Consider the following 23,639-nt stretch of genomic DNA (forward strand, 5'->3'; position numbering starts at 1 on the left):
CCGTCAGGCGGGCGCCGTGAAGATGAACCAGGCGCCCGCCGCGATCAGCGCGAAGCCGATCAGGTGGTTGATCGTGATCTTCTGTCCCAGATAGAGGATCGAGAAGCCGACGAAGACGGTGAGAGTGATCACCTCCTGCATCGCCTTGAGCTGCGCCGCCGAATAGACCGCGCTGCCCCAGCGATTGGCCGGTACCGCCAGGCAATATTCGACCAGCGCGATGCTCCAGCTTGCCAGGATGACGAGCAGCAGCGGCGCGCTCTTGAACTTGAGATGCCCGTACCAGGCGATGGTCATGAAGACGTTCGAACCGATCAGCAGCAGGATCGGCAGGAGGCGGGCGAAGAGCATCTCTGGCATGGCGCGACCTTGGCGAGGGTGGCGTCGGGGTCAAGGGGACCGGGATATCTCCCACCGGTTTTCATTTACCGGGCTCCGGAGATCGCATAGCCTGCCGGTGCAAGAATTTGGCGCGAGTGGCAGAAGGGAGGCCTTTGCCTTGGCCTGCAAATTATGTGCGTGGCTGTGCGGTCGGCTGTGCGCCGATCCGGCCAGGTCCTTCTGGCAACAATCCGAGGATTGGGAGCGCGCCCATTCCAACGACTACACGCTCTGGCTCGAGGCACCTGTCGAGGATCGCGAACGGGCAGAGGCGGCGCTGGCAGCCTTCGACACCGATCCCGAGGCCTCCTTTGGCTTACTGCGCGAACTGGCGGACGCGGGCATGGCCTGGACCATGGAAACGGTTGGATCCTATTATGCCCACGATGGCGTCGTCGCCGCCGATTTCGCACTCGCCCAGGACTATTATTGCCGGGCGATCGAGGGGGGCTCCTGGATGGCGACGATCGGCTATGCCAAGCTGCTGGCACGGCATGGAGATTTCGACGGTTGCGAAGCGGTGCTGCGGGACGGCGTCGAGCAGGACTTCATTCCCGCCTGGTTCTGGCTTGCCCGATATCGATTGAAGCAATCCAGCCGCGCCTCTGTCTGTCGCGAGGTGAGGCCGCTGCTGGAGCATGCAGCCGATGCCGGGCATCCCGCTGCGGCACTGTACCTCGCCCGCCTGAAACTGCTTGGGAAATTCGGCTTCCGCGAAATCCCGGCCGGCTTCAGGCAAATCTCGAAGGTCGTCGAGTGGAGCAGCTCCGAAGCTTCAGCATCGCACGACACTCCCGCCGAGGCTGCGGGCTGAACTCTTGCGCATGGCGCCACGCTGGCCGGAATGGCATCAAGGCCGGATGGAGACGATCTCGAAGACCAAGCTGGTCGAGCAGCTACGCGCCCTGGGCGTGCGCGAGGGCGGGGTGCTTCTCGTCCATATGAGCTACCGCGCTGTCCGTCCGGTCGAGGGCGGCCCGGAGGGGCTGATCGCGGCGCTGGTCGAGGCGCTGGGGCCGGAGGGCACGCTGGCCATGCCCTCTGCAACGGGCGACGACGATGTCGCCTTCGATCCGGTGACCACGACCAATCGCGACGATCTGGGCATTGTCGCCGACCTGTTCTGGCGGATGCCGGGCGTGGTGCGCAGCCCGCATTTCGACGCGGTCTCGGCGCGCGGCCCACAAGCGGAGTGGATCACCGGCGGCCCCTTCGTGCTGCCGCCTGCGGCGCCCGAGAGCGCGATTGACCGGATCCGCGCGCTGGGAGGGCAGGTTCTGCTGCTCGGCGTCACGCACCATGCCAACACCATGCTGCACCTGGCCGAGCTGGTCGGCGGCGCCCCCTATCGCAGCGATTTCCACTATGTCGATGCCCAGGGCCGGGAGGTCCATTACGGCGAGAATGACAGCTGCTGCGAGAAGTTCGAGCTCGCCGATGGCTGGTTGCGCGCCGAGGGGCTGCAGCGCGAGGGGAAGGTCGGCCATGCCGAGGCCCGGCTGATGGATGCCGAGGCGCTGGTGCGGATCGCTTCGGAGAAGGTGCGCCAAGACCCGCTGGTCTTCCTCCACGGCCCCGACGAGGGTTGCGAGGAGTGCGACGAGGCGCGGGAGAGCCTGTAATCTTCTCCCTCCCCCTTCGGGGAGAGGGGCAGGACTTGGCCGTTACCTCGCCGCTATCAATTCAAGACACACTGCCCCTCTCCCCGACCCTCTTCCCAAAAGGGGGAGAGGGAGAAAGGTTATCCCATCACGATCTCCAAAATCGTATCCCCCGCGAGCAGCGCCTGCGCCTCGGGCGTCTTGTGGCCATGGGGCATGCCGCCGCGGTAGATGCGCACGCCCAGGCCCGTGGCGATTGCTGACAGCGGATGCCCGATCTCCTCCGGGCGCACCGGGCGCTCGGACAGCTCCACCTCGCCATGGATCGAGGCAAGGTCGGTCAGGTAATCGGCCAGATGCGGCCCCTGGCACGAGCTGGCGAGCAGCAGCCCGGCGAAGCTCACCGGATTGACCACGGTGGTCGCTCCCGCCGCGCGCGCCGGCAGCTCGTTATCCTCGTTGCGCACGATCACGCTGATCGGGACGTCCGGCGCCAGGTGCCGCGCGGTCAGGGTGATCAGGATCGAGGTGTCGTCGCGCCCGGCGCAGACGATCATCGATTCGGCGCTCATGATATGGACGTCCTTGAGCACCTGGTCGCGCGTCGCATCGGCCTGGAGCACGATGCAGCCGCATTCCTTGGCGCGGGCGATATTGCCCTCATTCTGGTCGATCACCACGATGCTGCCCGGCGTCCGGCCGCGCGCGATCAGCTCGTCGACCGTCTCCGATCCGGTAGTGCCATATCCCGCCACGATGATGTGGCCCGCAAGGGTCCGCTGGATCATTGCCATACGCCATTTGTCCCAGGTGCGCTTGAGCACGAAATTATAGGCGGTGCCGAGGAAGATCAGCACCACGAACACGCGGATCGGGGTGACGACGAACGCGTCGAACATCCGCGCCGAATTGCTGACCGGCACGATGTCGCCATAGCCGGTGGTCGTCACCGAGATCGACGTGAAATAGAGGATGTCGAGGAAGCTGACATGGCCGTCGGCCGCGTCCTTCAGCCCGTCGCGCTCGATCCAGTGGACGCCCACCGCCAGGGCGAGGAGCGCCAGTACCGCCAGCACCCGCCAGCCGATCGCTGCCCAGACGGGCATGCTCGACTTGCGTTTGAGCGTGGCGGGCGGCTTGAGCGCCATCAGCGCGCAGGCAGTCTCGGCAGCGGATCGACCGGATTACGGCCCTGGCGAATCTCGAAATGGAGCTCGGGGCGGTCCGCAAAGCCCGAATTGCCGGAGAGCGCGATCATCTGGCCCTTCTTCACTGCCTGGCCACGCTGCACCAGCAGCTGGCCGGCATGACCATACACGGTCGTCCAGCCATCGCCATGGCGAATGATCACCAGCCCGCCGAGCGCGGGGATGTCCGAGCCGACATAGGCGACCACGCCGTCCGCTGCCGCCAGCACCGGCGTGTCGAGCGGAGTCGCGATCTTGATGCCGTCATTGCGCTCGCCCGAGGCGCCCGGGCCGAAGCGCTTGATGACGTTGCCCCGGAGCGGCCACTGGAAGCCGCCGGCAAGCCGCGCCGGCGCCGCCACCGGCGTAGTCGGCGACAGGACACGCGCCGAGGAAGCGGTCGGTGCCGCCGGCTTGGCTTTCTCGGCGATGGCGGGCTGGCCGCCGGTGACGATGTCGTCCACGTCGAGATCGAGGTGGAAGCGCGCCGCGCGCTGCTCGATCGTCTCGGGCCGGCCATTGGGCGAGGCGGTGTCGGGGATCAGCAGCCGCTGGCCGGTACGCAGGATATAGGGCTCCTGCAGCTCGTTGACCGCGATGATCCGCGACCAATCGACGCCATAGGCCACCGCAATCGCGATGCCGGTCTCGCCGTCGCGGACCAGGTGATAGCGCCCGCCCGGGATGACCAGCTTCTGGCCGACGCGGATCACGAAGGGCGGGGGGATGTCGTTGGCCCGCGCGATCGCTTCCGATCCCGCGCCGGTCTTCGCCGAGATCGAGCGCAGCGAGTCGCCCGGCTTCACGATGTAGCTGGTGCCGGCGATGACGCGCGAATCCGCCTGCACCTTGCGCGCCTGCCAGGCGGGCGGCGGGGCGGGGAGGCGGCGCACGTCCTGCTCGTTGCCGAGCGCGGGACGCTCCCAGCGCTCCTGTTGCGGCTCGGGATTGCGGTCCTGGCGTTCGCGTGGCGGCGCACGATAGCCGGGATCGTCATAGGCCCCGCCGCGCTGCGGGATACAGGCGGCCAGCAACAGCAGCGCCACCGGCGCCATCCGCTTTACCGCCATCGATCCGACCCCCGAATTAACCATCTTGGCCCGCACCATAACGCGCATTTCCCCGCGCGTCAGGTACGTCTGAATGCGGAGGTGTCTCAGTTTGCCGGTTCGAGCCGCTCCAGACCCTTGAGATAGGGCTTGAGCACTTCGGGGATCGCCACCGAGCCGTCTTCCTGCTGGTAATTCTCCAGCACCGCGACGAGCGTGCGGCCCACCGCCAGGCCCGAGCCGTTGAGCGTGTGGACGAAGCGCGTGCCCTTCTCGCCTTGCGGGCGATAGCGCGCGTTCATCCGGCGCGCCTGGAAGTCGCCACAGGTCGAGCAGGACGAGATCTCGCGGTAGCGCGCCTGGCCGGGCAGCCAGACTTCAAGGTCATAGGTCCGCGCTGCGGTGAAGCCCATGTCGCCGCTGCACAGCTTCATGCGGCGGAAGGGCAGGCCGAGCGCGGTGAGGATGCCCTCGGCGCACCGGGTCATGCGCTCGTGCTCGGCTTCGCTCTGCTCGGGCGTGGTGATCGAGACCATCTCGACCTTCTCGAACTGGTGCTGGCGGATGAAGCCGCGCGTGTCGCGGCCCGCCGAGCCGGCTTCCGAACGGAAGCAGGCGGTGAGCGCGGCGAAGCGCAGCGGCAGTTCCTGCTCGGCGAGGATCTGCTCGCGCACGATGTTGGTCAGGCTCACCTCGGCGGTCGGGATCAGCCAGCGGCCATCGGTGGTCTGGAAGCTGTCCTCGGCGAACTTGGGTAGCTGGCCAGTGCCGAACATCGTCTCGGAGCGGACGAGCAGCGGCGGGATCGCCTGCTCGTAGCCATGGCCCTCGAGCGTATCGAGCATGAACTGGCCGAGCGCGCGGTGCAGCCTGGCGGCGGCGCCGCGCACCAGCGTGAAGCGCGTGCCGGAGAGCAGCGCGCCGGTCTCGAAATCCAGGCCGAGCGCCGGGCCGAACGCGTCATGCTCTTTCGCTTCGAAGGGGAGGACGGTCGGCTCGCCGACGGTGGCGACGAGCTGGTTGTCTTCCTCGTCGGCGCCGGTGGGGACGTCGGCATATGGAATGTTGGGAAGGGCCGCCAGCAGCGTCATCAGCTCGGCGCCGACGGCCTTCTCCTCGGCGTCGATCTCCGGCATCCGCTCCTTGAGCGCGGCGACTTCGGCCATCAGGTCGGTGGGGTCGTCGCGGCGCGCCTTGGCCGCCCCGATCGCCTTCGAGGCCTCGTTGCGGCGCGTCTGCACCGCCTGTGCCTCGGTGATCAGCGCGCGGCGCTTCTCGTCGAGCGCGACCAGCGCTTCGGCCTGGGGTTCCAGCCCGCGGCGGGCGAGGCCGGCGTCGAAGGATTCGGGATTCTCTCGGATGGCGCGGATATCGTGCATGTTCGGGCGTATGACCGCGCTCCCTTTCGCGCGCAACCCTGCCGCATTCGGCGGCGTTTAGGGATCAGGCACGAAAACAAGGAGAATGGATATGCAGGTTCCGCACGATACGGTCGTCGTGGTCGCCGATGGGCGCAAGATGCTGTTCCTGAGGAACGCGGGCGACGCCACCGTCCCGAACCTGCAGGTCGAGAAGAAGGTGGTCGACAAGCACAATCCCGCGCATCACGACCAGGCGACCGACCTGGCCGGCGGCGCGATGGGCACGCGGACCGCGGGCGCGCAATGGGGCGGCGGCAACATGGAGGAAGTAGATTTCCACCAGCTCGAGGAAGACCGCTTCGCCGCCGAAACCGCCGCGCTGCTCAAGGAGCGGGCGCTGCGCCAGGACTTCGAGTCGCTGATCATCATCGCCCCGCCCCGGACGCTGGGCGAGCTGCGCAAGCACTATCACAAGGAAGTGAGCGACCGCCTGCGCGCCGAGATCGCCAAGGACCTGACCGGGCATCCGGTCTCGGAGATCGAGCAGGCGCTGGCGAAGGCGGAGTAGGCGCCGAAGCCGTCAATCGCGGCCGCAAAATCGTCACCCGCGCCACAAACCGTCATCCCGACGAAAGTCGGGATCTCAGGCGAAGGCGAGGGAAAGGAGCCGCACGAGATCCCGGCTTTCGCGGGTTTGACGGCTAGTTGGGTGCCAAGATGACGGTCAGGCCTCGCCCGAGTCGTCCGACTTCTTCTTGGCGAACCGCTTGCGTGCGACCAGCGCCGCCGCGGCGCCGCCGAACAGCAGGATCATCGGCGGGGCCGGCACCGGTGCCGGGCCGCCCGAGCTGCTGCCGCCGCACCCGCGGCCGCAGCTGCTGCTGCCATGGCTGCTCGATCCGTGCCAGCCGCTCGAACCCCAGCCGCTGGAGTTGCTCCAGTGGCTGCTCGATCCGTTCGACGAGGACGAGGTCGACGACGAGTTGGACGAGCTGGTCGAGGAGCTGTTCGACGACGAGGTCGAGACATCGCCGCTCGAGCTGGTGGACGAACTGGTCGAGGTGGACGACGAGACGTCACCGCTGGACGAAGAGGAGGTCGACGACGACACGTCGCCGCTCGACGACGAGGTCGAGCTGACCTGGCCGCTCGACGTGGAGGTCGAGGAGCCGCCGGTCGAAGTCGATGTCGAGGAACCGCCCGTCGAGGTCGACGAGCCACCGGTGGAGGTGGAGGTCGAACCGCCCGACGAGGACGAGTTGGACGACGAGATCTCGATGTTGATGCCGCTCGAGCCGCTGCTGCTGCCCGAGGACGAGCCGCCGAAGAAGCCGCCGGCGAAGAAGCCGCCCATGAAGCCGCCGCCGCCCGAGCCGCCGATCACGCCCGAGGAGGACGAGCCGCTGCTGCTCGACGAGACCATCGGCATCTCGCCATAGGGCGGGGGAGTCGGGATTGGGGCGCCCTGCGCGGTGACGACGACGACCTGGGGCTGGCCCTGAGTCGTGGTGGTGACCGTGCGCTTGACGACTCGCTTCACGGGGCGAGCGACGGTGCGCTTCACGACCCGCTTCTTCACGACGGTGACGTGCCTCACCACGCGCGGCTGCTGGATGCGTTCGGTGACATATACGCCACCGCCGCCAATCACCGCGCCCCCGCAAGTGCAGGCGCACAGTTTAGCCAAGGCCATGCGAACCGACATTGTCCCCACTCTTTCCGTTGCTGGCGCTTCGCTCCCCACTGGACCGTCAGCAGCTTCGCGCCCGTCAATGCAGTAAAAGTGCAAAACAAACTGTTAAGTGCAATGCCCTTAACGGCCGTTAACTATATTTAAGGATGTTTTTCGCAGGCCGGATTTCTTCTGCGATGGTTAATGTTCTACTTCGGTACGGAAGTGCGGCCTCTTGGCCGGCCGTCTCTGAACATTTCTGGTTAATTTCCGTGCCGCAGGGGTCTCGGTTCAGCTGCCGCTAATTTCCCTCCATTTACGGGCTATTACGCCTGTGGATTAAAACAACGGCCCGCTTGTTAACGCCTTCGCGCGTAAGTATAGGGCCGCGCAGGGCAAACGGTCACCGTACGGCTCGGGCCTGAGCGGGGACCGGAGTGGAGAGTGGGGATGGCTACTGTTTTGGATCGCTTCGACGAACCGGGTAAACGCGTTCCTCCCGCCGCAAATGACGGCGACGACGGCTATCGGCCGAGCAACGACGAACCCTTCATGAACCCGCGTCAGCTGGAATATTTCCGCAACAAGCTGCACGCGTGGAAGGACGACATCTTCCGTGAGGCCGCGGGAACGCTCAACCAGCTGCAGACCGACTCGCTGCGCGAGGCGGATCTCACCGATCGCGCTTCGAGCGAGACCGACTGGTCGATCGAGCTGCGGACGCGGGATCGCCAGCGCAAGCTGATCTCGAAGATCGACGCGGCGCTGCGCCGGATCGAGGATGGCGAGTACGGCTATTGCGAGGTGACCGGCGAGCCGATCAGCCTCGGCCGTCTCGAGGCGCGTCCGATTGCGACGATGACCCTCGAGGCGCAGGAGCGTCACGAGCGCAACGAGAAGGTGTCGCGGGACGAATAGCAGGGGGCTCAGGGCCTCCTTTTTTGTGCCTCCGCGGGACAGTCGGGGAGGCACATTTTCGTCCTTTGTTTACACTTTCGGCAAGGTTTGCTGGGCTATTCTCCGCGCGTAACCACTTTGCGTTTCGAGCGAGACGATGGACCAGTTTTCCTTTGACCCTCTCACCACGCTGTCGGCGGACGATTTCGCCAGCCAGCGCAACGGTTCGCGCGACAGCCTCATGCTCGCCGCGCAGTTCCGCGTGGCGGGGCGGCCGGATGAGCAGGTGCGGGTGCGCAACCTCTCCTCGGGCGGGTTGATGGCCGAATATGCCCAGCCGATCGACCGCGGCACGGTGGTGCAGATCGAAGTGCGCGGCGTGGGCTGGGTGAGCGGGCGCATCGCCTGGGCCACCGATGGCCGAGTCGGCATCGCCTTCGACGCGCCGATCGATCCGATGCTGGCCCGCAAGCCGGTGGGCGGCGGTTCGCATACGCCAAGCTTCGTGAAGCCGATCTTCACCCGGCGCTGAGTCGCCAGGTTTAGGCGCCATCCCACAAGCCGGCGTCTTCCCCGCGAAGGCGGGGATCCAGAGCCAGGTGTGCTGTGGGTGAAGCTCGCTATGGCGTTTCCGGTTGGGAAGCGCGCGATTGCTTCGATTTTCCCGAACTACCCTGGATCCCCGCCTTCGCGGGGATGACGGGGGAGTAGTGACTCGCCGTCGGGGCTATCTCTACGGTGATTTCGCGCCGTCGGGGTGCGGCATGGGCCACACCCCTGTCTGCGCGGCGCTGCCTAGGGGCGCGCCATCTCTTCCTTGATTCGCAGTTTCTGCTTCTTCAGGGATGCCAGGACCAGCTGGTCCGGCTTGGGCCTTTGCGATTCGGCGGCGATACGCTGGTCGAGCACGGAGTGCTTGGCCGATAGAGCCGAGAAATGCGCGTTCTGCATCGAAGCAGTCTCCTTCATCGGGGTGGCCGGAACCTGCGAATAGATCACTTTTCCACAGCTTTGTCGCGGGTGAATCTTGCCTAATCGATAGTGTGCGAAATTCGCGCGATGACCCGTTGCGGAGCCTCCCGGGCTGGTGCAGGGAGTGGGGGAGTACGGGGGCGTTCGCGATGGACGATACGGAGATTGTTCGGCGGCTCGAGACGGTGCGGACCGAGCATCGCGATCTCGACGCGGCGATCGACGCGCTGCTCGCCACCGGCACTTCGGACCAGCTTCAGGTCGCCCGCCTCAAGAAGCGCAAGCTGATGCTGCGCGACGAGATCGTCCTGCTCGAGGACCAGCTGATTCCCGACATTATTGCTTAATATCGGCGCTGATCCGGATCGGGACGTAACTCCTGCGAAATTAAGCATTTCGTTACCATGAAGGCTGTGGCAGCGTCGGTTCCATGGGGAAACAGGGCACTGCCACGATCCATCGCAAGCTGATCGACTCGCTCTATGTCGAGGCGATGCTGCTGGCCGATGAGGCACGCGGCTATTTCGACGAGCTGGGCCGCAACGAGCGCGAGGCGCTGGAGGCGCTGAACCGGGTCGCCTTCTCCTGCGAGTCGCTCAAGGTGACGACGCGGCTGATGCACATCATCGCCTGGCTGCTCACCCAGCGCGCGGTCGATGCTGGCGAGATCACCCCCGGCGACGCGCTGTCACCCTCGCGCCGGCTGGGTGATGCGCCGGAGACCGAGGAAGCGCTGCTCGATGCGATGCCGCCCCAGGCGGTGTCGATCATCAACACCAGCATCGACCTCTATCGCCGCGTCGGCCGGCTCGACGAGTCGCTCGACGAGGAAGTGGTGGTGGAGAGCCCGGCGCGCAGCATGATGGACCGGCTCGCCGCGGCGTTCTGAGCCAATTCGTCATACCGTAGCCCAAGTCCGTCATCCCGGCGAAAGCCGGGATCTCAGGCGATGGCGGGTAAAGAGCCGCACGAGATCCCGGCTTTCGCCGGGATGACGGTTTGGGGCGGAGATGGCGACTTAAGGCTGGGATGACGAGCTAGGCAGCAGCGATGGCTACCCGCACAGCCCCGCTTTAGCCGCAGCGTACTCCGCCTTCATCCGCTCGATCTTCACCGCCGCCGGCTCGATCGCATGGACCGCGCCGATGCCCTGGCCCGATCCCCAGATGTCCTTCCAGGCCTTGGCCCCGCCGAAGTTCATCGCGCTCGGATCGCTCTCGGGCAAATTCTCCGGATCGAGCCCGGCATTGACGATCGAAGCCTTGAGATAATTGCCGTGCACCCCGGTGAAGAGGTTCGAATAGACGATGTCGTCCGCACTGCCGTCGACGATTCCCTGCTTGTATTCGGGCTGGGCATTGGCCTCGTCGGTGGCGATGAAGGGCGAGCCGATATAGGCGAGGTCGGCGCCCATCGCCTGCGCCGCCAGCACCGAGCGGCCATTGGCGATGGCCCCTGAGAGAATCACCGGCCCGTCGAACCATTCGCGCACTTCCTGGACCAGCGCGAAGGGGCTCAGCCGCCCGGCATGGCCGCCGGCGCCGGTCGCGACCAGGATCAGCCCGTCCGCGCCCTTCTCGATCGCCTTGTGGGCGAAGCGGTCGTCGATCACGTCGTGCAGCGTGATGCCGCCCCAGCTGTGCACCGCGTCATTGAGCTCGGGCCGCGCGCCGAGCGAGGTGATCACGATCGGCACCTTCCACTTGGCGCAGGCCGCTACGTCATGCTCGAGCCGCGGGTTGGAGCGGTGGACGATCTGATTGACCGCGAACGGCGCCGCCGGCGTGTCCGGATGGTCGCGGTCCCAGGCGGCCAGCTCCTCGGTGATCTGGTGCAGCCATTCGTCGAGCCGCGTGTCCGGCCGCGCGTTCAGCGCCGGGAAGGAGCCGACGATCCCCGCCTTGCACTGGGCGATGACCAGTTCGGGCACCGAGATGATGAACAGCGGCGACCCGATGACGGGCAGGCGCAGGCGATCGAAGAGCGGAGGCAGGGCCATGGATCAGTTTTGTAGCGAAACCGGAATGGCCGTCCAGCCCGGTGCTGGGGACGCTACGGCAGGGCGGGGCGGTCGGGACGGGTGCCCGGGGCACAAGGCCCGACTCGGCCCGAATCAGTCGAACGGCCGCTGCCAGACCACATAGGTATCGATGTCGGTCGAGCGGATCGCGGCCGCGTACATGTCGTGGCGAAAGTCGGGCAGCGCGGCGATGCGCTCCACCATCACCCCTTCGCCCCGCGCGCCCAGCGGCAGGGTGAAGGCGACGTCCTCGTCCGGGCCGTAGAACAGCCACCAGGCGCTGCGCCCCTCCGGCCCGCTGTCGCTCGCCTCGATCGCCACGGCCATCAGCTCGTCGACCGCGGCGGAGCGGCGATTGCCCTGGGGGTCGATCATCCACAGGCTGTCGGCCTCGACGCCCACCTGCCACAGGCTCTCCGGCTCGGGCGGGGCGATCGGGGCGGGAGGCTCGGCGGGCGCGGGTGCTGCAACCGGCGCCTTGGACAGGCGCCTGAACCAATCGAACAACCCCATTGCCAACTCCCGGCCCGACTCGAAGGGATCAAGGGCTAGCCCGGCAATGTGACGGCTCCGCGAGCGTTCAGTCGATCCGCTTCAGTCCGGCGGCATATTCGCGCTGCTTGGCGGCATAGAGCGCGGCGCTGGCCTTGAGCAGTGCCTTCTGCATGTCGTCCAGCGGGCGGATCGCCTTGGCGGGAGAGCCGACGATCAGGTGCCCGGCGGGGAATTCCTTGCCCTCGGTCACCAGCGCGCCGGCACCGACCAGGCAGTCCTCGCCGATCACCGCGCGGTTGAGGATCGTCGCGCCCATGCCGATCAGCGTGCGGTTGCCGATCGTGCAGCCGTGCAGGATCGCGTGATGGCCGACGGTGACGTCCTCGCCGACGGTGCAGGGCGCGCCGGGGTCCGAATGGAGCATCGCCCCGTCCTGGATGTTCGAGCGCGCACCGACCAGGATCGGGGTGTTGTCCGCGCGGATCACCGCGCCGAACCAGACCGAGGCGAGGCTGGCCAGGTGCACGTCGCCGATCAGGTCGGCGCTCGGCGCGACCCAGGCGTCTTCGGCGAGAAGGGGGCGGTGCCCCGCAAATTCATAGAGCGGCATGCGCTCAGAATAGCGGCGCTTCGAAGCCCTGGGGAAGGGGGATATTGGCACCGAGCGCGAGCGCCAGCGCGACCGCGCCGAGCAGCAGCGCCAGCGTCGAGGAGAGCGAGAACAGCCCCCAGCCGACCATGGTGACCATCTGCGAATTGGCGCGCTGCTCGCGCTTGTTGCGACCCATCGACTGGATCACGAACATCGCCAGCATCGCATAAGAGAAGACAAGAAACTCGGTCATCAACCCACCCCAAGCTACCCCGGGGGCGATGTACCGGGCGAGGGTTAACGGTTCAATGCCGCGCACCTCCGGTTTACCGCAGTGCCGCAAGCTTCCGTCGCCGGCGAAACGAGTTCAGTGATGGGCGGGTGCAGGCGCCTCTGCTGCCTTGCAGCTGCACGTGCAACCGCAGGAAACGGGCATGCAGCGGCAGGGCTGGGGCGTCACGCAATAGCAGACCTGCGTCGCCGCCGCCTTGGCCTCTTCCTTCCTCTTCGGCTTCTCGGGCGGGTCGGGAAGGGGCAGCAGGTCGCGGGCATTGGCGCCGGCATAGACGCTGTGCTGGCTCGCCCCGCAGGCCGGGCAGCCATGGTCGTGATGGTCGTCCTCGTCCTGCCCGCCCAGGCCGAACCTGAAGCCGCCCGACTCCTTCTTCAGTATCTTCTTCGCTGCATCGCACACCGCGATGGCATGGTTACCGAGGGTCGATACGGTCTGGCCCATCGCCACCTGCTCGGTGGCGTAGAAATGGACGAGCATCGCGTCGCGGTGCGCATCGGCCGGCTCGCGCACGGCGGGATAGCTCAGCATCTGCTGCAGGTCGGCGAGCTGCGATTCCATCGCGACGATCTGGCCGCCCCAATTGTTGAACGCGGCGAACAGCTCGTAGTCGGGCCAGGTCGCCGGCGCATGCGGGCGCATCTGCTCGATGAAGTTGACCGGCCCGGCAATGTCCTCGCGCAGCAGGCGGAGCAGCACGCGCAGGGTCACCACGTCGCGCTGCGGCTGGCGCAGGCGCTGGGCGAAGATGTCGGTCACCGTCGCGGTGTGCTTCCACACCTGCCGGGCGAGCATGCGGGTGAACTCCTCGTCCCGCTTCTTCGGCTTGGCGAGCAGCGCGGCCTTCAGCGAGCTGAGGATGCCGATCACGATCAGCAGCGCGACGAACACGCCGCCGACCAGGATCCAGGCCGGCCAGTAGATCGAAGCCGCGCTGATCGGCGCGGCCACGGCACCGGCCTTCGCCGCGCCAGCCGCTACATTGCCGATCGAAACCAGAATAATCGCCACGCCTTCCCCCTGAGTCGCGCGCGATATGGTTAACAGAAACCGCCGGCCAGCACAGTCATGACTCTTCCGTTCCGAAACGGATGCTTAGAGCGTGACCCCGCGCTTCCAGATCGCGATCTCGCGCTCGCCATTGCGCTCGGCGGCGGTTTCCCGGCCCGATGCGATGGCGGCGATCGTGCCGAGAAGCGCGTCGGCGGCGCTTTCCATGCCGTCCTCCAGCACTTGCCCGGCATCGAAGTCGATCCAGCCGGGCTTGCGGGTGGCGAGGTCGTGGTTGGAGGCGATCTTGATCGTCGGCACCGGGAAGCCCAGCGGCGTGCCGCGGCCGGTGGTGAACAGGATCGCGGTAGCACCCGCCGCCGCCAGCGCGGTGGAGGAGACCGCGTCGTTGCCCGGCGCCTCGAGCAGGGTCAGCCCCTTGCGCCGCACGCGTCCGCCATAGGGGATCACGTCGGTGACGATCGCATGGCCGGCCTTCTGCACCGCGCCGAGCGACTTCTCCTCCAGCGTGGTGATGCCGCCGGCGATGTTGCCGGGGGAGGGGTTCTCCGAGACCGGCTCGCCGTGGCGGGTGAAATAGGCCTTGAAGTCGTTGACCAGCGCCACGATGCCGTCGAACACCGCTTCGTCGCTGGCCCGCTCCATCAGCAGCTGCTCGGCGCCGAAGATCTCGGGGATCTCGGTGAGGATTGCGGTGCCTCCCGCCGCGGTCACCGCATCGGCCATCCGCCCGACCAGCGGATTGGCGGTGAGGCCCGAAAAGCCGTCCGACCCGCCGCACTTCACGCCCAGCACCAGCTCGGAAAGCGGGGCGGGGGTGCGTGTCGCCCGGGCGCCCTCGACCAGCTCGGCGACCAGCGCCAGCCCTTCCTCGACCTCGTCGTTCGCCATCTGCGCGCCCAGGGTGCGCAGATTGGGATGGTCGATGCCTTCGAGCATCCCCTTGATCTGGTTGTTCTCGCAGCCCAGCCCGACGATCAGCACGCCGCCGGCATTGGGGTGATTGGCTAGCGCCGAGAGGATCGCGCGCGTGCCCTGCAGATCGTCGCCCAGCTGCGAGCAGCCGAACGGGTGGGGAAAGGCATGGACGCCATCGACCTTGCCTGCGTGGAGCACCGCGGCGCGCTCGGCGATCTTCTGCGCGGTGCGCCCGACGCAGCCGACGGTGGGGATCACCCAGATCTCGTTGCGCGTGCCCACTCGGCCATTGGCACGGCGGTATCCCAGGAAGCTGGGACCCTCGATCGTCGCATCGTCATGCGCGGCGGGCGCGAAGGCATAGTCGCCACTGCCCTTGAGCGCGGTGGCGACATTATGGACATGGACATGCTCGCCAGGCTGGATGTCGCGCGTCGCCACGCCGATCGGGAAGCCGAACTTGAGCACCGGCTCGCCAGCCCTGATCGGCTTCACTGCCACCTTGTGGCCCTTGCCGATCGGCTCGGCCAGGGTGACACCCAGGGCCTCTTCGCCGGCTGCCATGTCACGCAGCGCCGTGGCGGTGCTGTCCTTGGGATCGATACGGAAAAGCGCGGGGATCATGGTGTCCGATATAGGCCTGCCGCGGGCCTATGGAAACCGGTTTCCCTCACCCCGCCGCCAGCCAGGCGAAGCGCACCACGAACAATCCTGCGAGCACCAGCAGCAACCAGTCGCCGGCGGTAATCTTCCCGCGGATCAAGCGGATGAGCGCATAGGCGGTGATCCCGAAGGCCAGCCCGTTGGCGATCGAGAAGGTGAAGGGGATCATCGCGACGGTGAGGAAGGCCGGTATCGCGATCTCGGCATCGTCCCAGTCCACATCGGCAAGCGGCGCCATCATCAGCCCGCCGACCAGCACCAGCGCCGGGGCGGTGGCGGCGAGGGGCACCAGTTGCGCCCAGGGCGCCACGAACATCGCGAGCAGGAACAGCACGCCGGTCACCACCGCGGTCAGCCCGGTGCGCCCGCCCGCCTGCACCCCGGCGGCGCTCTCGACATAGCTGGTCACGGTGCTGGTGCCGAACAGGCTGCCGGCGATGCTCGCCACCGCGTCGGTGAACAATATGCGGTTGAGGCGCGGGATACGGCCCTGTTCGTCGATCAGCCCGGCGCGGCGGGTGACGCCCACCAGCGTCCCGACATTGTCGAACAGGTCGACGAACAGGAAGACGAACAGGATCTCGAACAGGCCGAGCCCGTGGCTGCCCGACAGGCCGAACACGCCTGCCAGGTCGAGATGGAAGGCGACCTGGCCGATCGCGGTGAGGTCATAGGGCTCGGGCTTGAACGCCACCTGGCCGGTCAGCCAGCCGGCGAGGGTGGTCGCGGCGATGCCGATCAGGATCGCCCCGCGGACCTTCCACGCCGCCAAGCCCGCGGTGACCACCAGCCCGAACAGCGCCAGCGCCGCGCCGGGGGCGTGAAGGTTGCCCAGCGTCACCGAAGTGGCCGGGCTGGTGACGATGATCCCGGCATTCTTCAGGCCGATCAGCCCGATGAACAGCCCGATCCCGCCCGCCACCGCCGCAAACAGCTGGGGCGGGATCGCCGCGATGATCAGCTGGCGGATGCCGGCGAAGGTGAGCAGCAGGAAGGCGATGCCGGATAAGAACACGCAGCCCAAAGCCACCGGCCAGGGCACGCCCATGCCCTGCACCACGGTGAAGGCGAAATAGGCGTTGAGCCCCATCCCCGGCGCCAGCGCGAGCGGCACATTGGCGGTGAGCCCCATCAGGATGCTCGCCAGTCCCGCGGCGAGGCAGGTCGCGGCGGCGACCGCGGCCACCGGCATGCCCGCCGCGCCCAGGATCGCCGGGTTGACGATGATGATGTACGCCATGGTCAGGAAGGTCGTGCTGCCCGCCAGCACTTCGGTGCGCACCGTCGTGCCGCGCTCGGTGAGCGCGAAATGGCGTTCGATCAGGCCCGTTTCCCCGGTATCGGCCACAAGCATTCCCCCATGCCGCGAAGGGCGAGCATAGCGCGTCCCCGCCGCAGCGGAAGCCGCGCCTTGCAATGTAGGATTTCGTCTGTTTTCCTCGTCCGGCCGGGGCTCGCTTCGGCCGCTCTTTGCCCTGTAGGAAAAATAGGATCCCATCCACGCAAGGATGTTGCGCGGGGGCCGTGGCACGATCCCCTGCCTGTGCGATGTTCGCGATCTCCGGGGCGCGAAAACCCGCTTTGGGCGTGTACTTCGTGTCCTTTGGCGAGTCGCCACGGCGGTGCAAAGTTGGAACGCGCTGCCTCAGCGCTGATACTTGTCCTTCTTGCGCTTGCCGAACAGCATGCCGCGCTCCAGCCGCTGGCACAGCGCGGTGTAATAGGCCTCGAGGAACGCATGGTCGTCCTCGCCGTCCGTCGGTGCCATGCCCAGCCGCTCGCGGATCGTCCGCGCCACGACGATCATCGAATAGTCGTCGTTCCGCCGCAGCACTTCCTCGAGCTTTTGCAGCTCGAACTCGCCATAGACGCTCAGCTGCGCATCGCTGAACGCGTAGCGCGGCTGTTCGGACGGCGCCGTGCGCGCGGCCACGCTGTTGCCCAGCTCGCGGCGGGGCAGGCGCACCACCCAGGTGCCGGCGATCAGGTCGCCGACGCGCAGCCGGTCGCGGTTGAAGAAGGGGAAGAGCGCGAAGATGCCCGTCCACAGCAGGCCGAACAGCCCGGTGGCCCAGTCCGCCATGCCCTGCGAGCTCTGATAGGCCAGGAACGACAGCGGCAGGAACAGCTCGAGCTCGCGCATCGCGTTGCGCGCCACCACCTGATGCCCGCGCAGCCGCGATCCGTCGCGCGCCACCACGCGCAGCTTCATCAGCCGCTTGCCCGGCGTCGCCGCGCGCGGGCCCAGCTCGAAGATCGCGAAATAGCCGTTGCGCAGGGCGAAGAAGCCCAGCAGCCAGACCATCACCAGCGCCTGGGCCAGCACGGCTCCCGTGCCCATCAGAATGAAGAGCAGCGCGAGGGTGAGCGCAACCAGCATCATCACGATCATCACCAGATCGAACATGAAGCCGCCGGCGCGTTCGCCGATCGTGGCGATGTCGAGCTTGAGGTCGACGCCTTCGGGGGTGATGAAGGTGCGGCGATTGCGGTCCTGCTCCCGCCCCTGGCCGGGCGCCGTGCGAGCGTCAGCCATCGACAGTCTCGCGCACCGGCATGACGTAGAAATAGAGCAGCCAGCCGAGCAGCGCGCAGCCGCCGATCGCCACGCGGACCGCGTCGGACTGGATGATCTGCCGGCCGACGCCTTCGAGCAGTCCGGCAACGGCGAGCATGAGGACGACGCCGATCATCGCGAAGGCGGCGGTCCGCCCGGCCGCAGCGGTGGCGGCGGTGCGCGAGAGCCTGCCGGGGAAGGCCACCGCCATGCCGATGCGCAGCCCCGCCGCGCCGGCGATCGCGATGGCGAACAGCTCGGTCGTGCCGTGGATCGACAGCCAGGCGGCGAGCGGCAGGCCAAGGCCCTTGGAGACGAACACCGCCATGAAGGCGCCGAGGATGCAGCCATTGTACAGGAGCAGCAGCAGCGTCGGCACCCCGAAGGCGAAGCCCAGCGCGAAGCACATCAGCGAGATCTGGGCGTTGTGGGTGAAGAGATAGGTGGCGAAGGCGCCGAGCATCCCGTCCTTGCCGCCGCCGTCATAGAGCCCGGCGCGCAGCTCGGCCGCGCTCGATTGCGGCCCGCGCCCGCCGGCAAGGTCGCCGGGGACGATCGAATGGTACCAGCTCGGATCGCTGGCGACGAGGCAATAGGCGGCGATCGCACCGAGCGTCATCATCAGCACCGCGATCAGCGTCTCGCGCGCCAGGCTGCGCAGCGCCAGCGGCCAGCCCGAGCCGAAGAAGCTGGCGAGGCGCCGCCACAGCGGCGGCTGGACGCCGTAGAGGACGAAATAGGCGCGGGCGCACAGTGCCTCAAGATAGGCGACCAGATCGGCGTCGAGCGAGGTCTCGCGGGCGACCGAGAGCGAGGACAGGGCAGCGCGATAGAGCACCGGCAGCTCGAGCAGGTCCTCGTCGGACAGCGAGCGCACCCGGCCGCGCTCGATCTCGCGGATGCGCTGCTCGAGTTCCAGCCAGTCGACGGTGCGGGCCTCGCGGAAGCGCGCGCTGGCGAATTGGGACGATGCGGCGGCGCTCACAGCAGGTTCCTCCGCTTGAAATCGAGATACTGCCGGACGAGCGCCGGGCCGACCTGGTCGTGGCGCGCCTCCAGCACATGGATGCCGGCATGGCGCAGCCGGGCCTGGACGATCCGCCGCTCGCGCAGCATCGACGCGGCGATCACTGCGCGGGAAACGTCGTCGATCGCCACCGGCTCGGTGCCCGCCAAGTCCTCCAGCTCGTCATCGGCGAGGATCACGAACAGCACGAGATGGCCGCGCAGCAGGTTGACCGCCGCGTGGATCATCAGCTCGGCGCCGGTCGGGTCGGTGAATTCGGTGAAGATCACCACGAGCGAGCGGCGGGTGAGGTCGCCGGCCAGCGTGGCGAGGGCGAGCGTGTAGTTGGTCTCGACCGTGCTGTAGTCGAGCTCGCCGGCCAGCCGCTGCATCAGCGGGAAGGCCCGCGTGCCCGAGACCGCGCCCGAGGCGATGCGCGGCTGCGAATCGAAGCCGAACAGCGCCACCCGGTCGCCGAGCTTGAGCGCGGCATAGGCACCGAGCAGCGCCGCGGTGATCGCCCGGTCGACGCGCGGCAGGCCGTCGATCGGCTCGCACATCACTCGGCCGGTATCGATCGCGAAGACGATCTGGTTGTTGCGCTCGATCCGGTTCTCGCGGGCGAGCAGCTTGAGGTGGCGGGCGCTGTGATTCCAGTCGATCGTCCGGCGTTCCATGCCCGAGCGCCATTCGCTCAGCGCCTCGAACTCGCTGCCCTCGCCGCGATCGACCCGCGCCATCTCGCCCATCTGGGCATCGCGCAACAGGACATGGGCGGAAGCGCGCACCGGGCGGATGTCCGGCGTGATCACCACATTGCGGTGCAGCTGCTCGGTACGCTGGCGCCAGATCATCCCGAACGGGCCGGTCCAGCGGCTCCACAGCGCTTCCACGCTGTCGATCCCGCGCCGGACGGGCAGGAAGGCGATCGTCGCGTGGTTCTCGCCGCGCGCCAGCCGGATGCGGCCCTGGGCACGGGGCGCCAGCTTCGGGCCGGTTGCCACCGCTATCTCCAGCCCGTCGACCGGCTTGCCGGCAACCGACACTTCGACGAGCAGTGGCGCGCCGATCTCGATCGAGCCGGGGAATTCCACCTTGAGCGCCGGCGCGCGCGGCGCCAGCAGGGCATCGGTCGCGGCGAAGGCCAGGACCATCGGGATCCAGACCAGCCCGGCAAACCATAGCTGCGGGGCGAACAGGGCGACGAGCAGCGCCAGCGGCGCTCCCGCTGCCATCGCCAGCACGCAGCGGATGGTCGGTCGGATCAACGCGGTGCCTCGACCTGCTCGATCAGCCCGGCGATGATCGCATCGGCGGTCCGCCCGTCGATCTCGGCAGCGGGTGAGAGGATGACGCGGTGGCGCAGCGCCGCGGGGGCGAGCTTCTTCACGTCGTCGGGCAGCACGAAGTCGCGCCCGTCGAGCGCGGCATGGGCGCGGGCGGCGGCGGCCAGCGTCGCAGCGGCGCGGGGGCTCGCGCCGATCTGCAGGTCGCCGGTCGAGCGGGTCGCGCGGATCAGGCGGACGACATAGTCGACCACCTCGTCGGCGAGCCGGGCACCGGCGACTGCGTCGGTGGCGGCGCTGATCGTCGCATGATCGGCAACGCGGTTCACGCCCCATTCGTCGGGCTTGGGCATGCCGAAGCGGGCGCCTTGCTGCGCCACGATCTTCAGTTCCTGCTCCAGGCTCGGATAGCCGACCTCGAACTTGAACAGGAAGCGGTCGAGCTGCGCCTCGGGCAGCGGATAGACGCCCTGGCTCTCGATCGGGTTCTGGGTGGCGACCACCATGAACCGGTCGGAGAGCTTGTGGTCGATCCCGTCGATGGTGACGGTGCGCTCCTGCATCGCCTCGAGCAAAGCCGCCTGCGTCTTGGGCGGCGTGCGGTTGATCTCGTCGGCAAGCAGCAGCTCGGTGAAGATCGGGCCGTGGGTGAGGGTGAACTGGCTGGTCTGGAAGTTGAACAGGTTCGAGCCGAGGATGTCGCCCGGCAGCAGGTCCGGAGTGAACTGGATGCGGCCATAGTCGAGCCCCGCCGCCCGGGCGAAGCACTGGGCGAGGAAGGTCTTGGCGGTGCCCGGCGGGCCCTCGAGCAGAATATGGCCCGAGGCGAACAGTGCGACGAGCATCAGCTCCACCGCCTCGTCCAGACCAACCACGGCCTTGCCCACTTCGGCGCGGATCGCATCGCCCAGCGCCTTCACTTCCTCAATGTTCACGCGTGACGGTCCTTTTCCATTGGTAGAGGGCGCGGGCGGCGTCGAGCAGCGCGCGGGTGTCCTGGGCATGGCCGGCACGTTCGGCCAGGACGGTGAAGGGCTCGCCGGTCTTGTCGAGCCGGTCGAGATAGCGGTCGAGCGCTTCCGGCGGCAGGTTGCTCGGCGCGCCGGTGGCGCCCGCCGCCGCATCGCGGATCAGCGCGGCATAGCGGTCGCCGGTGCGGTGGCGGCGGCCGGCGAGGCGCAGCAGCGCCGCGCCATTCTCCGCGATCGCCCGCTTGCCGAAGGCGACTCCGCGAACCTCAGGGAGGGCAGGGCCGAAACGCAGCATCGCATGCCAGCCCGCCAGCAGCGCGGCGATCAGCAGGCACAACGTGAGCGGCAGGAACGGTGCTTCGAAGGCGAGCTTGAGCAGATTGGGGTTCTGCCCGAAGCCGTGCAGGGTGAGGTCGAAGGCAACCTCGCCCTCGCCGAATGCCCCCAGCAGCTGCATCGCCCGCTCCGCGCCGGCGAGCGTCTTGAGCCCCTGATTGTCGAGCAGATCGGGATCGGCGACGATCAGCAGCGGCCGTTCCTTCACCCGGGCGACCAGCAGGTTGCCGTTCGCGTCGGTCAGGATCCGCTGGAGGTCCTCCTCTTCATCGCCGACGTCGACGACGACTCCTTCGAGCTCGTCTCCCGCGATCGTGCGCAGTCCATCGCCATTCTCGCTGACCTTCGCCTTGGCGACCTTCACGATCTGTTTAGGCAGTTCGGTGACCGGGATGCTGCCGAACGATATCACCCAGGCCGGTTTGTCGCGCCGCGGCATGGTCAGCCATTTGGGGAGCACGAGGATCGTCGGCAGGGCGGCGCGGCGCTTGAGCAGCTTCTCGATCGTGTCGGGATCGGTGGTCGGCTCCAGCGTGATGACCAGCGGGCCCGGCGTGTCGAGATCGGCGTCGCGGCGGACCATCTTCACCGATCCGTGCACGCGGCGTACCAGGTCGGCGGCGCCGGCGAACCCCACCGCCGAGGTGGCGAGGGCGTGATTGCCCGGGCGCTGTTCGGGCTGCAGGTCCTCGCCATAGGCGGTGAGCAGCAGGAAGGCGAGGAAGCCGATGACGCCCATCACCACCAGCACGAGCACGGTGCGCAGCGTGAAGGGCGTGGCGGTTGCGTCGGCGCTCATTTCCACGCCTTTGGCAGCGCGAATTCGCCATAGGCGGCGCGGGCCTCTTCCCAGTCCCGCAGCGCCAGCGTGCGGCCGCCGAACAGGCTGCGCTCCACCGGCGCGGCCATGGCGGCGAAGGCACTGCGGACGATGGCCGGCATCCAGTCCGAACCCGCGATCTCGCGGCTGGTCAGCGCCGGGTGGAGAAGCCGCGGGCGGTGGCGCTGGATGTCCTCCAGGCTGCGCTGGAGCAGCAGATGGACGGCTTCCGAATAGCGGCCCTGCGCTGCCAGCGCCTCGGCATCGGCGAGCAGTGCGCGCGCCGTCTTCTCGGTCGGGCGCCAGGTGGCGACGTCCTGCTCCGAGTCCGCACCGGCGTCGCGCGAGGGGCGGTTCCGCCAGAAGTATACGAAGAGCAGGTAAAGCAGCATGGCGAGGCCCAGAACCAGCCCGCCGAGCAGAATCCAGCCCATCCAGCCCATATAGGGCGCGATCTCGCCAAGCTGTTTCGCCAGCCAGCGCATCCAGGGCGGGATTTCCGGCGGGCGCGCGGTCGCCATCTCGAACTGGATGTCGGAACGCGCGCTTAGCGCCTCGTGCGCCCTGGCGACGGACTGCGCAGTCGATGCCTGTACGGTCACGTCGAATCCCCCACGGGCCCAGTGCTACCGGAACCGGACGCCACAGGAAAGCCTGCCAAGGCTGGACTTTACAACCGTTTTTGTTCAGCTTTTCTTCGTCGTCGACGCACTTCGATGGAGAGAGGGGACCATGGCTGAATCTGATTTTGGCGAAGCGCGTTTCGAGATCGGTGCAGTGATCTCGCGCGTGTTCGAGACGATCGGCTCGAACATCCTGCTTTTCTGCGGGCTGGCGCTGGTGCTGACCGGCATCCCGCAATTCGTGCTGCAATTCTGGCAGGCGATCAATTTCACCTTGCGACCCGAGCTGACGCCCGGTTCCTATGTGTTCAGCTCGTCCTATTGGTCGATGCTCGGTATCAGCGTGCTGGTGGGGATCGTCACCGGCGCGATCCTGCAGGGGGCGCTTACTCGTGCTGCCGTGATGCACCTTTCGGGCGAGAAGCCGCAGTTCGGCCAGTGTCTGGCGGTGGGAATCAGCCTGATCCTGCCGATGATCGCGATCGGTCTGCTTTCCGGCATCGCCATCAGCATCGCCTTCTTCTTTCTCGTCGTGCCGGCCATCATATTGTGGCTCGTCTGGGCAGTGGTCACGCCGGTCTATGTGCAGGAGAAGGTGGGGATATTCGAAGCCTTTGGGCGCAGCGCTGCGCTGACCAGCGGTGCACGCTGGCGGATCTTCCTGACGATGCTGATCATCGGTGTGCTGCTCTGGGTCCTCAGCATCCCGGCCGGCTTCCTCACGGCAGCCATGATGGCCACCGGCAATGCCTTTCTGATCGCGTTGGTCGGGGCGGCGTTGAGCGCGTTGAACAGCCTGGTCCTGGTTGCGACCCAGGCGAGCATCTATGTCGAACTGCGCCAGAAGAAGGAAGGCGTCGCCCCGGCAGAGCTCGAGGCGATCTTCGCCTGAGAGAATGCGCGCCGGCGCAGGGATTGCCCGCGCCGGC

General features: G+C 67.5%; 27 protein-coding genes. 8 read left to right on the forward strand and 19 right to left on the reverse strand.

What is annotated here, in order from left to right:
- Positions 1 to 3: 3 nt before the first annotated feature.
- The gene (locus ACEN8G_RS07630) at positions 4 to 360 is read right to left on the reverse strand and encodes a DMT family protein (protein WP_413740765.1); all 357 of its coding nucleotides are present in this window, start codon (positions 358 to 360) and stop codon (positions 4 to 6) included.
- Between the two features lie 139 nt (positions 361 to 499).
- Here ACEN8G_RS07630 and ACEN8G_RS07635 point away from each other — a divergent pair, with 139 nt between their 5' ends.
- Together ACEN8G_RS07635 and ACEN8G_RS07640 are read left to right on the forward strand one after the other, a co-directional pair.
- Positions 500 to 1,195 (forward strand): hypothetical protein, encoded by a 696-nt coding sequence (locus ACEN8G_RS07635; RefSeq protein WP_413417562.1) that lies wholly within the window; start codon positions 500 to 502, stop codon positions 1,193 to 1,195.
- A gap of 46 nt (positions 1,196 to 1,241) precedes the next feature.
- Positions 1,242 to 2,003 carry an AAC(3) family N-acetyltransferase gene (locus tag ACEN8G_RS07640; protein WP_413417560.1) on the forward strand — a complete coding sequence of 254 codons (762 nt, stop codon included), beginning with the start codon at positions 1,242 to 1,244 and terminating at the stop codon, positions 2,001 to 2,003.
- 119 nt (positions 2,004 to 2,122) lie between these two features.
- Here ACEN8G_RS07640 and ACEN8G_RS07645 read toward each other — a convergent pair whose 3' ends face one another.
- From ACEN8G_RS07645 to serS, 3 genes are all read right to left on the reverse strand, one after another.
- Positions 2,123 to 3,130 (reverse strand): potassium channel family protein, encoded by a 1,008-nt coding sequence (locus ACEN8G_RS07645; protein ID WP_413417558.1) that lies wholly within the window; start codon positions 3,128 to 3,130, stop codon positions 2,123 to 2,125.
- Positions 3,130 to 4,239 (reverse strand): peptidoglycan DD-metalloendopeptidase family protein, encoded by a 1,110-nt coding sequence (locus ACEN8G_RS07650; RefSeq protein ID WP_413417556.1) that lies wholly within the window; start codon positions 4,237 to 4,239, stop codon positions 3,130 to 3,132. The genes ACEN8G_RS07645 and ACEN8G_RS07650 overlap by 1 nt, the downstream gene beginning before the upstream one ends.
- Before the next feature lie 86 nt (positions 4,240 to 4,325).
- Entirely contained in the window at positions 4,326 to 5,597 is a 1,272-nt protein-coding gene (gene serS / locus ACEN8G_RS07655; protein ID WP_413417554.1) for a serine--tRNA ligase, read from the reverse strand.
- 91 nt (positions 5,598 to 5,688) lie between these two features.
- Here serS and ACEN8G_RS07660 point away from each other — a divergent pair, with 91 nt between their 5' ends.
- The gene (locus tag ACEN8G_RS07660) at positions 5,689 to 6,147 is read left to right on the forward strand and encodes a host attachment family protein (protein WP_413417552.1); all 459 of its coding nucleotides are present in this window, start codon (positions 5,689 to 5,691) and stop codon (positions 6,145 to 6,147) included.
- Positions 6,148 to 6,303: 156 nt separating this feature from the next.
- Here the strand turns inward: ACEN8G_RS07660 and ACEN8G_RS07665 are convergent, their stop codons facing one another.
- Positions 6,304 to 7,230, reverse strand: coding sequence for a PEP-CTERM sorting domain-containing protein (locus tag ACEN8G_RS07665; RefSeq protein ID WP_413417550.1), 927 nt, complete (start codon positions 7,228 to 7,230; stop codon positions 6,304 to 6,306).
- 471 nt (positions 7,231 to 7,701) lie between these two features.
- Here ACEN8G_RS07665 and dksA point away from each other — a divergent pair, with 471 nt between their 5' ends.
- Positions 7,702 to 8,169: an RNA polymerase-binding protein DksA gene (gene dksA, locus ACEN8G_RS07670; protein WP_307118823.1), complete on the forward strand. Its 468-nt coding sequence runs from the start codon at positions 7,702 to 7,704 to the stop codon at positions 8,167 to 8,169.
- 136 nt (positions 8,170 to 8,305) lie between these two features.
- Positions 8,306 to 8,680: a PilZ domain-containing protein gene (locus ACEN8G_RS07675; protein ID WP_307118824.1), complete on the forward strand. Its 375-nt coding sequence runs from the start codon at positions 8,306 to 8,308 to the stop codon at positions 8,678 to 8,680.
- Positions 8,681 to 8,943: 263 nt separating this feature from the next.
- Here the strand turns inward: ACEN8G_RS07675 and ACEN8G_RS07680 are convergent, their stop codons facing one another.
- Positions 8,944 to 9,099, reverse strand: a complete 156-nt coding sequence (locus ACEN8G_RS07680) for a YdcH family protein (protein ID WP_307119586.1) — start codon at positions 9,097 to 9,099, stop codon at positions 8,944 to 8,946.
- A gap of 170 nt (positions 9,100 to 9,269) precedes the next feature.
- Here ACEN8G_RS07680 and ACEN8G_RS07685 point away from each other — a divergent pair, with 170 nt between their 5' ends.
- Positions 9,270 to 9,467, forward strand: a complete 198-nt coding sequence (locus ACEN8G_RS07685) for a YdcH family protein (RefSeq protein ID WP_413417547.1) — start codon at positions 9,270 to 9,272, stop codon at positions 9,465 to 9,467.
- Between the two features lie 83 nt (positions 9,468 to 9,550).
- Positions 9,551 to 10,009: a DUF1465 family protein gene (locus tag ACEN8G_RS07690; protein WP_413417545.1), complete on the forward strand. Its 459-nt coding sequence runs from the start codon at positions 9,551 to 9,553 to the stop codon at positions 10,007 to 10,009.
- Between the two features lie 165 nt (positions 10,010 to 10,174).
- Here the strand turns inward: ACEN8G_RS07690 and ACEN8G_RS07695 are convergent, their stop codons facing one another.
- From ACEN8G_RS07695 to ACEN8G_RS07755, 13 genes are all read right to left on the reverse strand, one after another.
- The gene (locus tag ACEN8G_RS07695) at positions 10,175 to 11,119 is read right to left on the reverse strand and encodes an NAD(P)H-dependent flavin oxidoreductase (RefSeq protein WP_413414542.1); all 945 of its coding nucleotides are present in this window, start codon (positions 11,117 to 11,119) and stop codon (positions 10,175 to 10,177) included.
- A 114-nt stretch (positions 11,120 to 11,233) separates the two neighbouring features.
- Positions 11,234 to 11,653, reverse strand: a complete 420-nt coding sequence (locus tag ACEN8G_RS07700) for a hypothetical protein (protein WP_413414541.1) — start codon at positions 11,651 to 11,653, stop codon at positions 11,234 to 11,236.
- 67 nt (positions 11,654 to 11,720) lie between these two features.
- Complete coding sequence (locus ACEN8G_RS07705) at positions 11,721 to 12,245, reverse strand: gamma carbonic anhydrase family protein (protein WP_413414540.1); 525 nt, start codon at positions 12,243 to 12,245, stop codon at positions 11,721 to 11,723.
- A 4-nt stretch (positions 12,246 to 12,249) separates the two neighbouring features.
- On the reverse strand, positions 12,250 to 12,480 hold the full coding sequence (locus tag ACEN8G_RS07710; protein WP_413414539.1) for a hypothetical protein: 231 nt from the start codon (positions 12,478 to 12,480) through the stop codon (positions 12,250 to 12,252).
- Between the two features lie 114 nt (positions 12,481 to 12,594).
- Entirely contained in the window at positions 12,595 to 13,530 is a 936-nt protein-coding gene (locus ACEN8G_RS07715) for a hypothetical protein (protein ID WP_413414538.1), read from the reverse strand.
- 84 nt (positions 13,531 to 13,614) lie between these two features.
- A complete protein-coding gene (locus ACEN8G_RS07720) occupies positions 13,615 to 15,072 on the reverse strand; it encodes a UxaA family hydrolase (RefSeq protein ID WP_413414537.1) in 1,458 nt (485 codons plus the stop codon).
- Positions 15,073 to 15,118: 46 nt separating this feature from the next.
- On the reverse strand, positions 15,119 to 16,459 hold the full coding sequence (locus tag ACEN8G_RS07725; protein WP_413414536.1) for an NCS2 family permease: 1,341 nt from the start codon (positions 16,457 to 16,459) through the stop codon (positions 15,119 to 15,121).
- A 297-nt stretch (positions 16,460 to 16,756) separates the two neighbouring features.
- Positions 16,757 to 17,647, reverse strand: coding sequence for an RDD family protein (locus tag ACEN8G_RS07730; protein ID WP_413414535.1), 891 nt, complete (start codon positions 17,645 to 17,647; stop codon positions 16,757 to 16,759).
- Positions 17,640 to 18,653 carry a stage II sporulation protein M gene (locus tag ACEN8G_RS07735; RefSeq protein ID WP_413414534.1) on the reverse strand — a complete coding sequence of 338 codons (1,014 nt, stop codon included), beginning with the start codon at positions 18,651 to 18,653 and terminating at the stop codon, positions 17,640 to 17,642. The genes ACEN8G_RS07730 and ACEN8G_RS07735 overlap by 8 nt, the downstream gene beginning before the upstream one ends.
- Positions 18,650 to 19,942, reverse strand: a complete 1,293-nt coding sequence (locus tag ACEN8G_RS07740; RefSeq protein ID WP_413414533.1) for a DUF58 domain-containing protein — start codon at positions 19,940 to 19,942, stop codon at positions 18,650 to 18,652. Before ACEN8G_RS07740 ends, ACEN8G_RS07735 begins: the two co-directional genes overlap by 4 nt.
- Positions 19,939 to 20,895, reverse strand: a complete 957-nt coding sequence (locus ACEN8G_RS07745) for an AAA family ATPase (RefSeq protein WP_413414532.1) — start codon at positions 20,893 to 20,895, stop codon at positions 19,939 to 19,941. The genes ACEN8G_RS07740 and ACEN8G_RS07745 overlap by 4 nt, the downstream gene beginning before the upstream one ends.
- Complete coding sequence (locus ACEN8G_RS07750) at positions 20,885 to 22,066, reverse strand: hypothetical protein (RefSeq protein ID WP_413414531.1); 1,182 nt, start codon at positions 22,064 to 22,066, stop codon at positions 20,885 to 20,887. Before ACEN8G_RS07750 ends, ACEN8G_RS07745 begins: the two co-directional genes overlap by 11 nt.
- Positions 22,063 to 22,689, reverse strand: a complete 627-nt coding sequence (locus ACEN8G_RS07755) for a hypothetical protein (RefSeq protein ID WP_413414530.1) — start codon at positions 22,687 to 22,689, stop codon at positions 22,063 to 22,065. The genes ACEN8G_RS07750 and ACEN8G_RS07755 overlap by 4 nt, the downstream gene beginning before the upstream one ends.
- A 130-nt stretch (positions 22,690 to 22,819) precedes the next feature.
- Between ACEN8G_RS07755 and ACEN8G_RS07760 the strand changes: the two genes are divergently transcribed.
- Complete coding sequence (locus tag ACEN8G_RS07760) at positions 22,820 to 23,602, forward strand: hypothetical protein (protein WP_413414529.1); 783 nt, start codon at positions 22,820 to 22,822, stop codon at positions 23,600 to 23,602.
- The last annotated feature ends 37 nt before the right edge of the window (positions 23,603 to 23,639 follow it).

Origin of the sequence: Sphingomonas sp. Sphisp66, assembly GCF_047324325.1 — a bacterium.
GTDB lineage: Bacteria > Pseudomonadota > Alphaproteobacteria > Sphingomonadales > Sphingomonadaceae > Sphingomonas.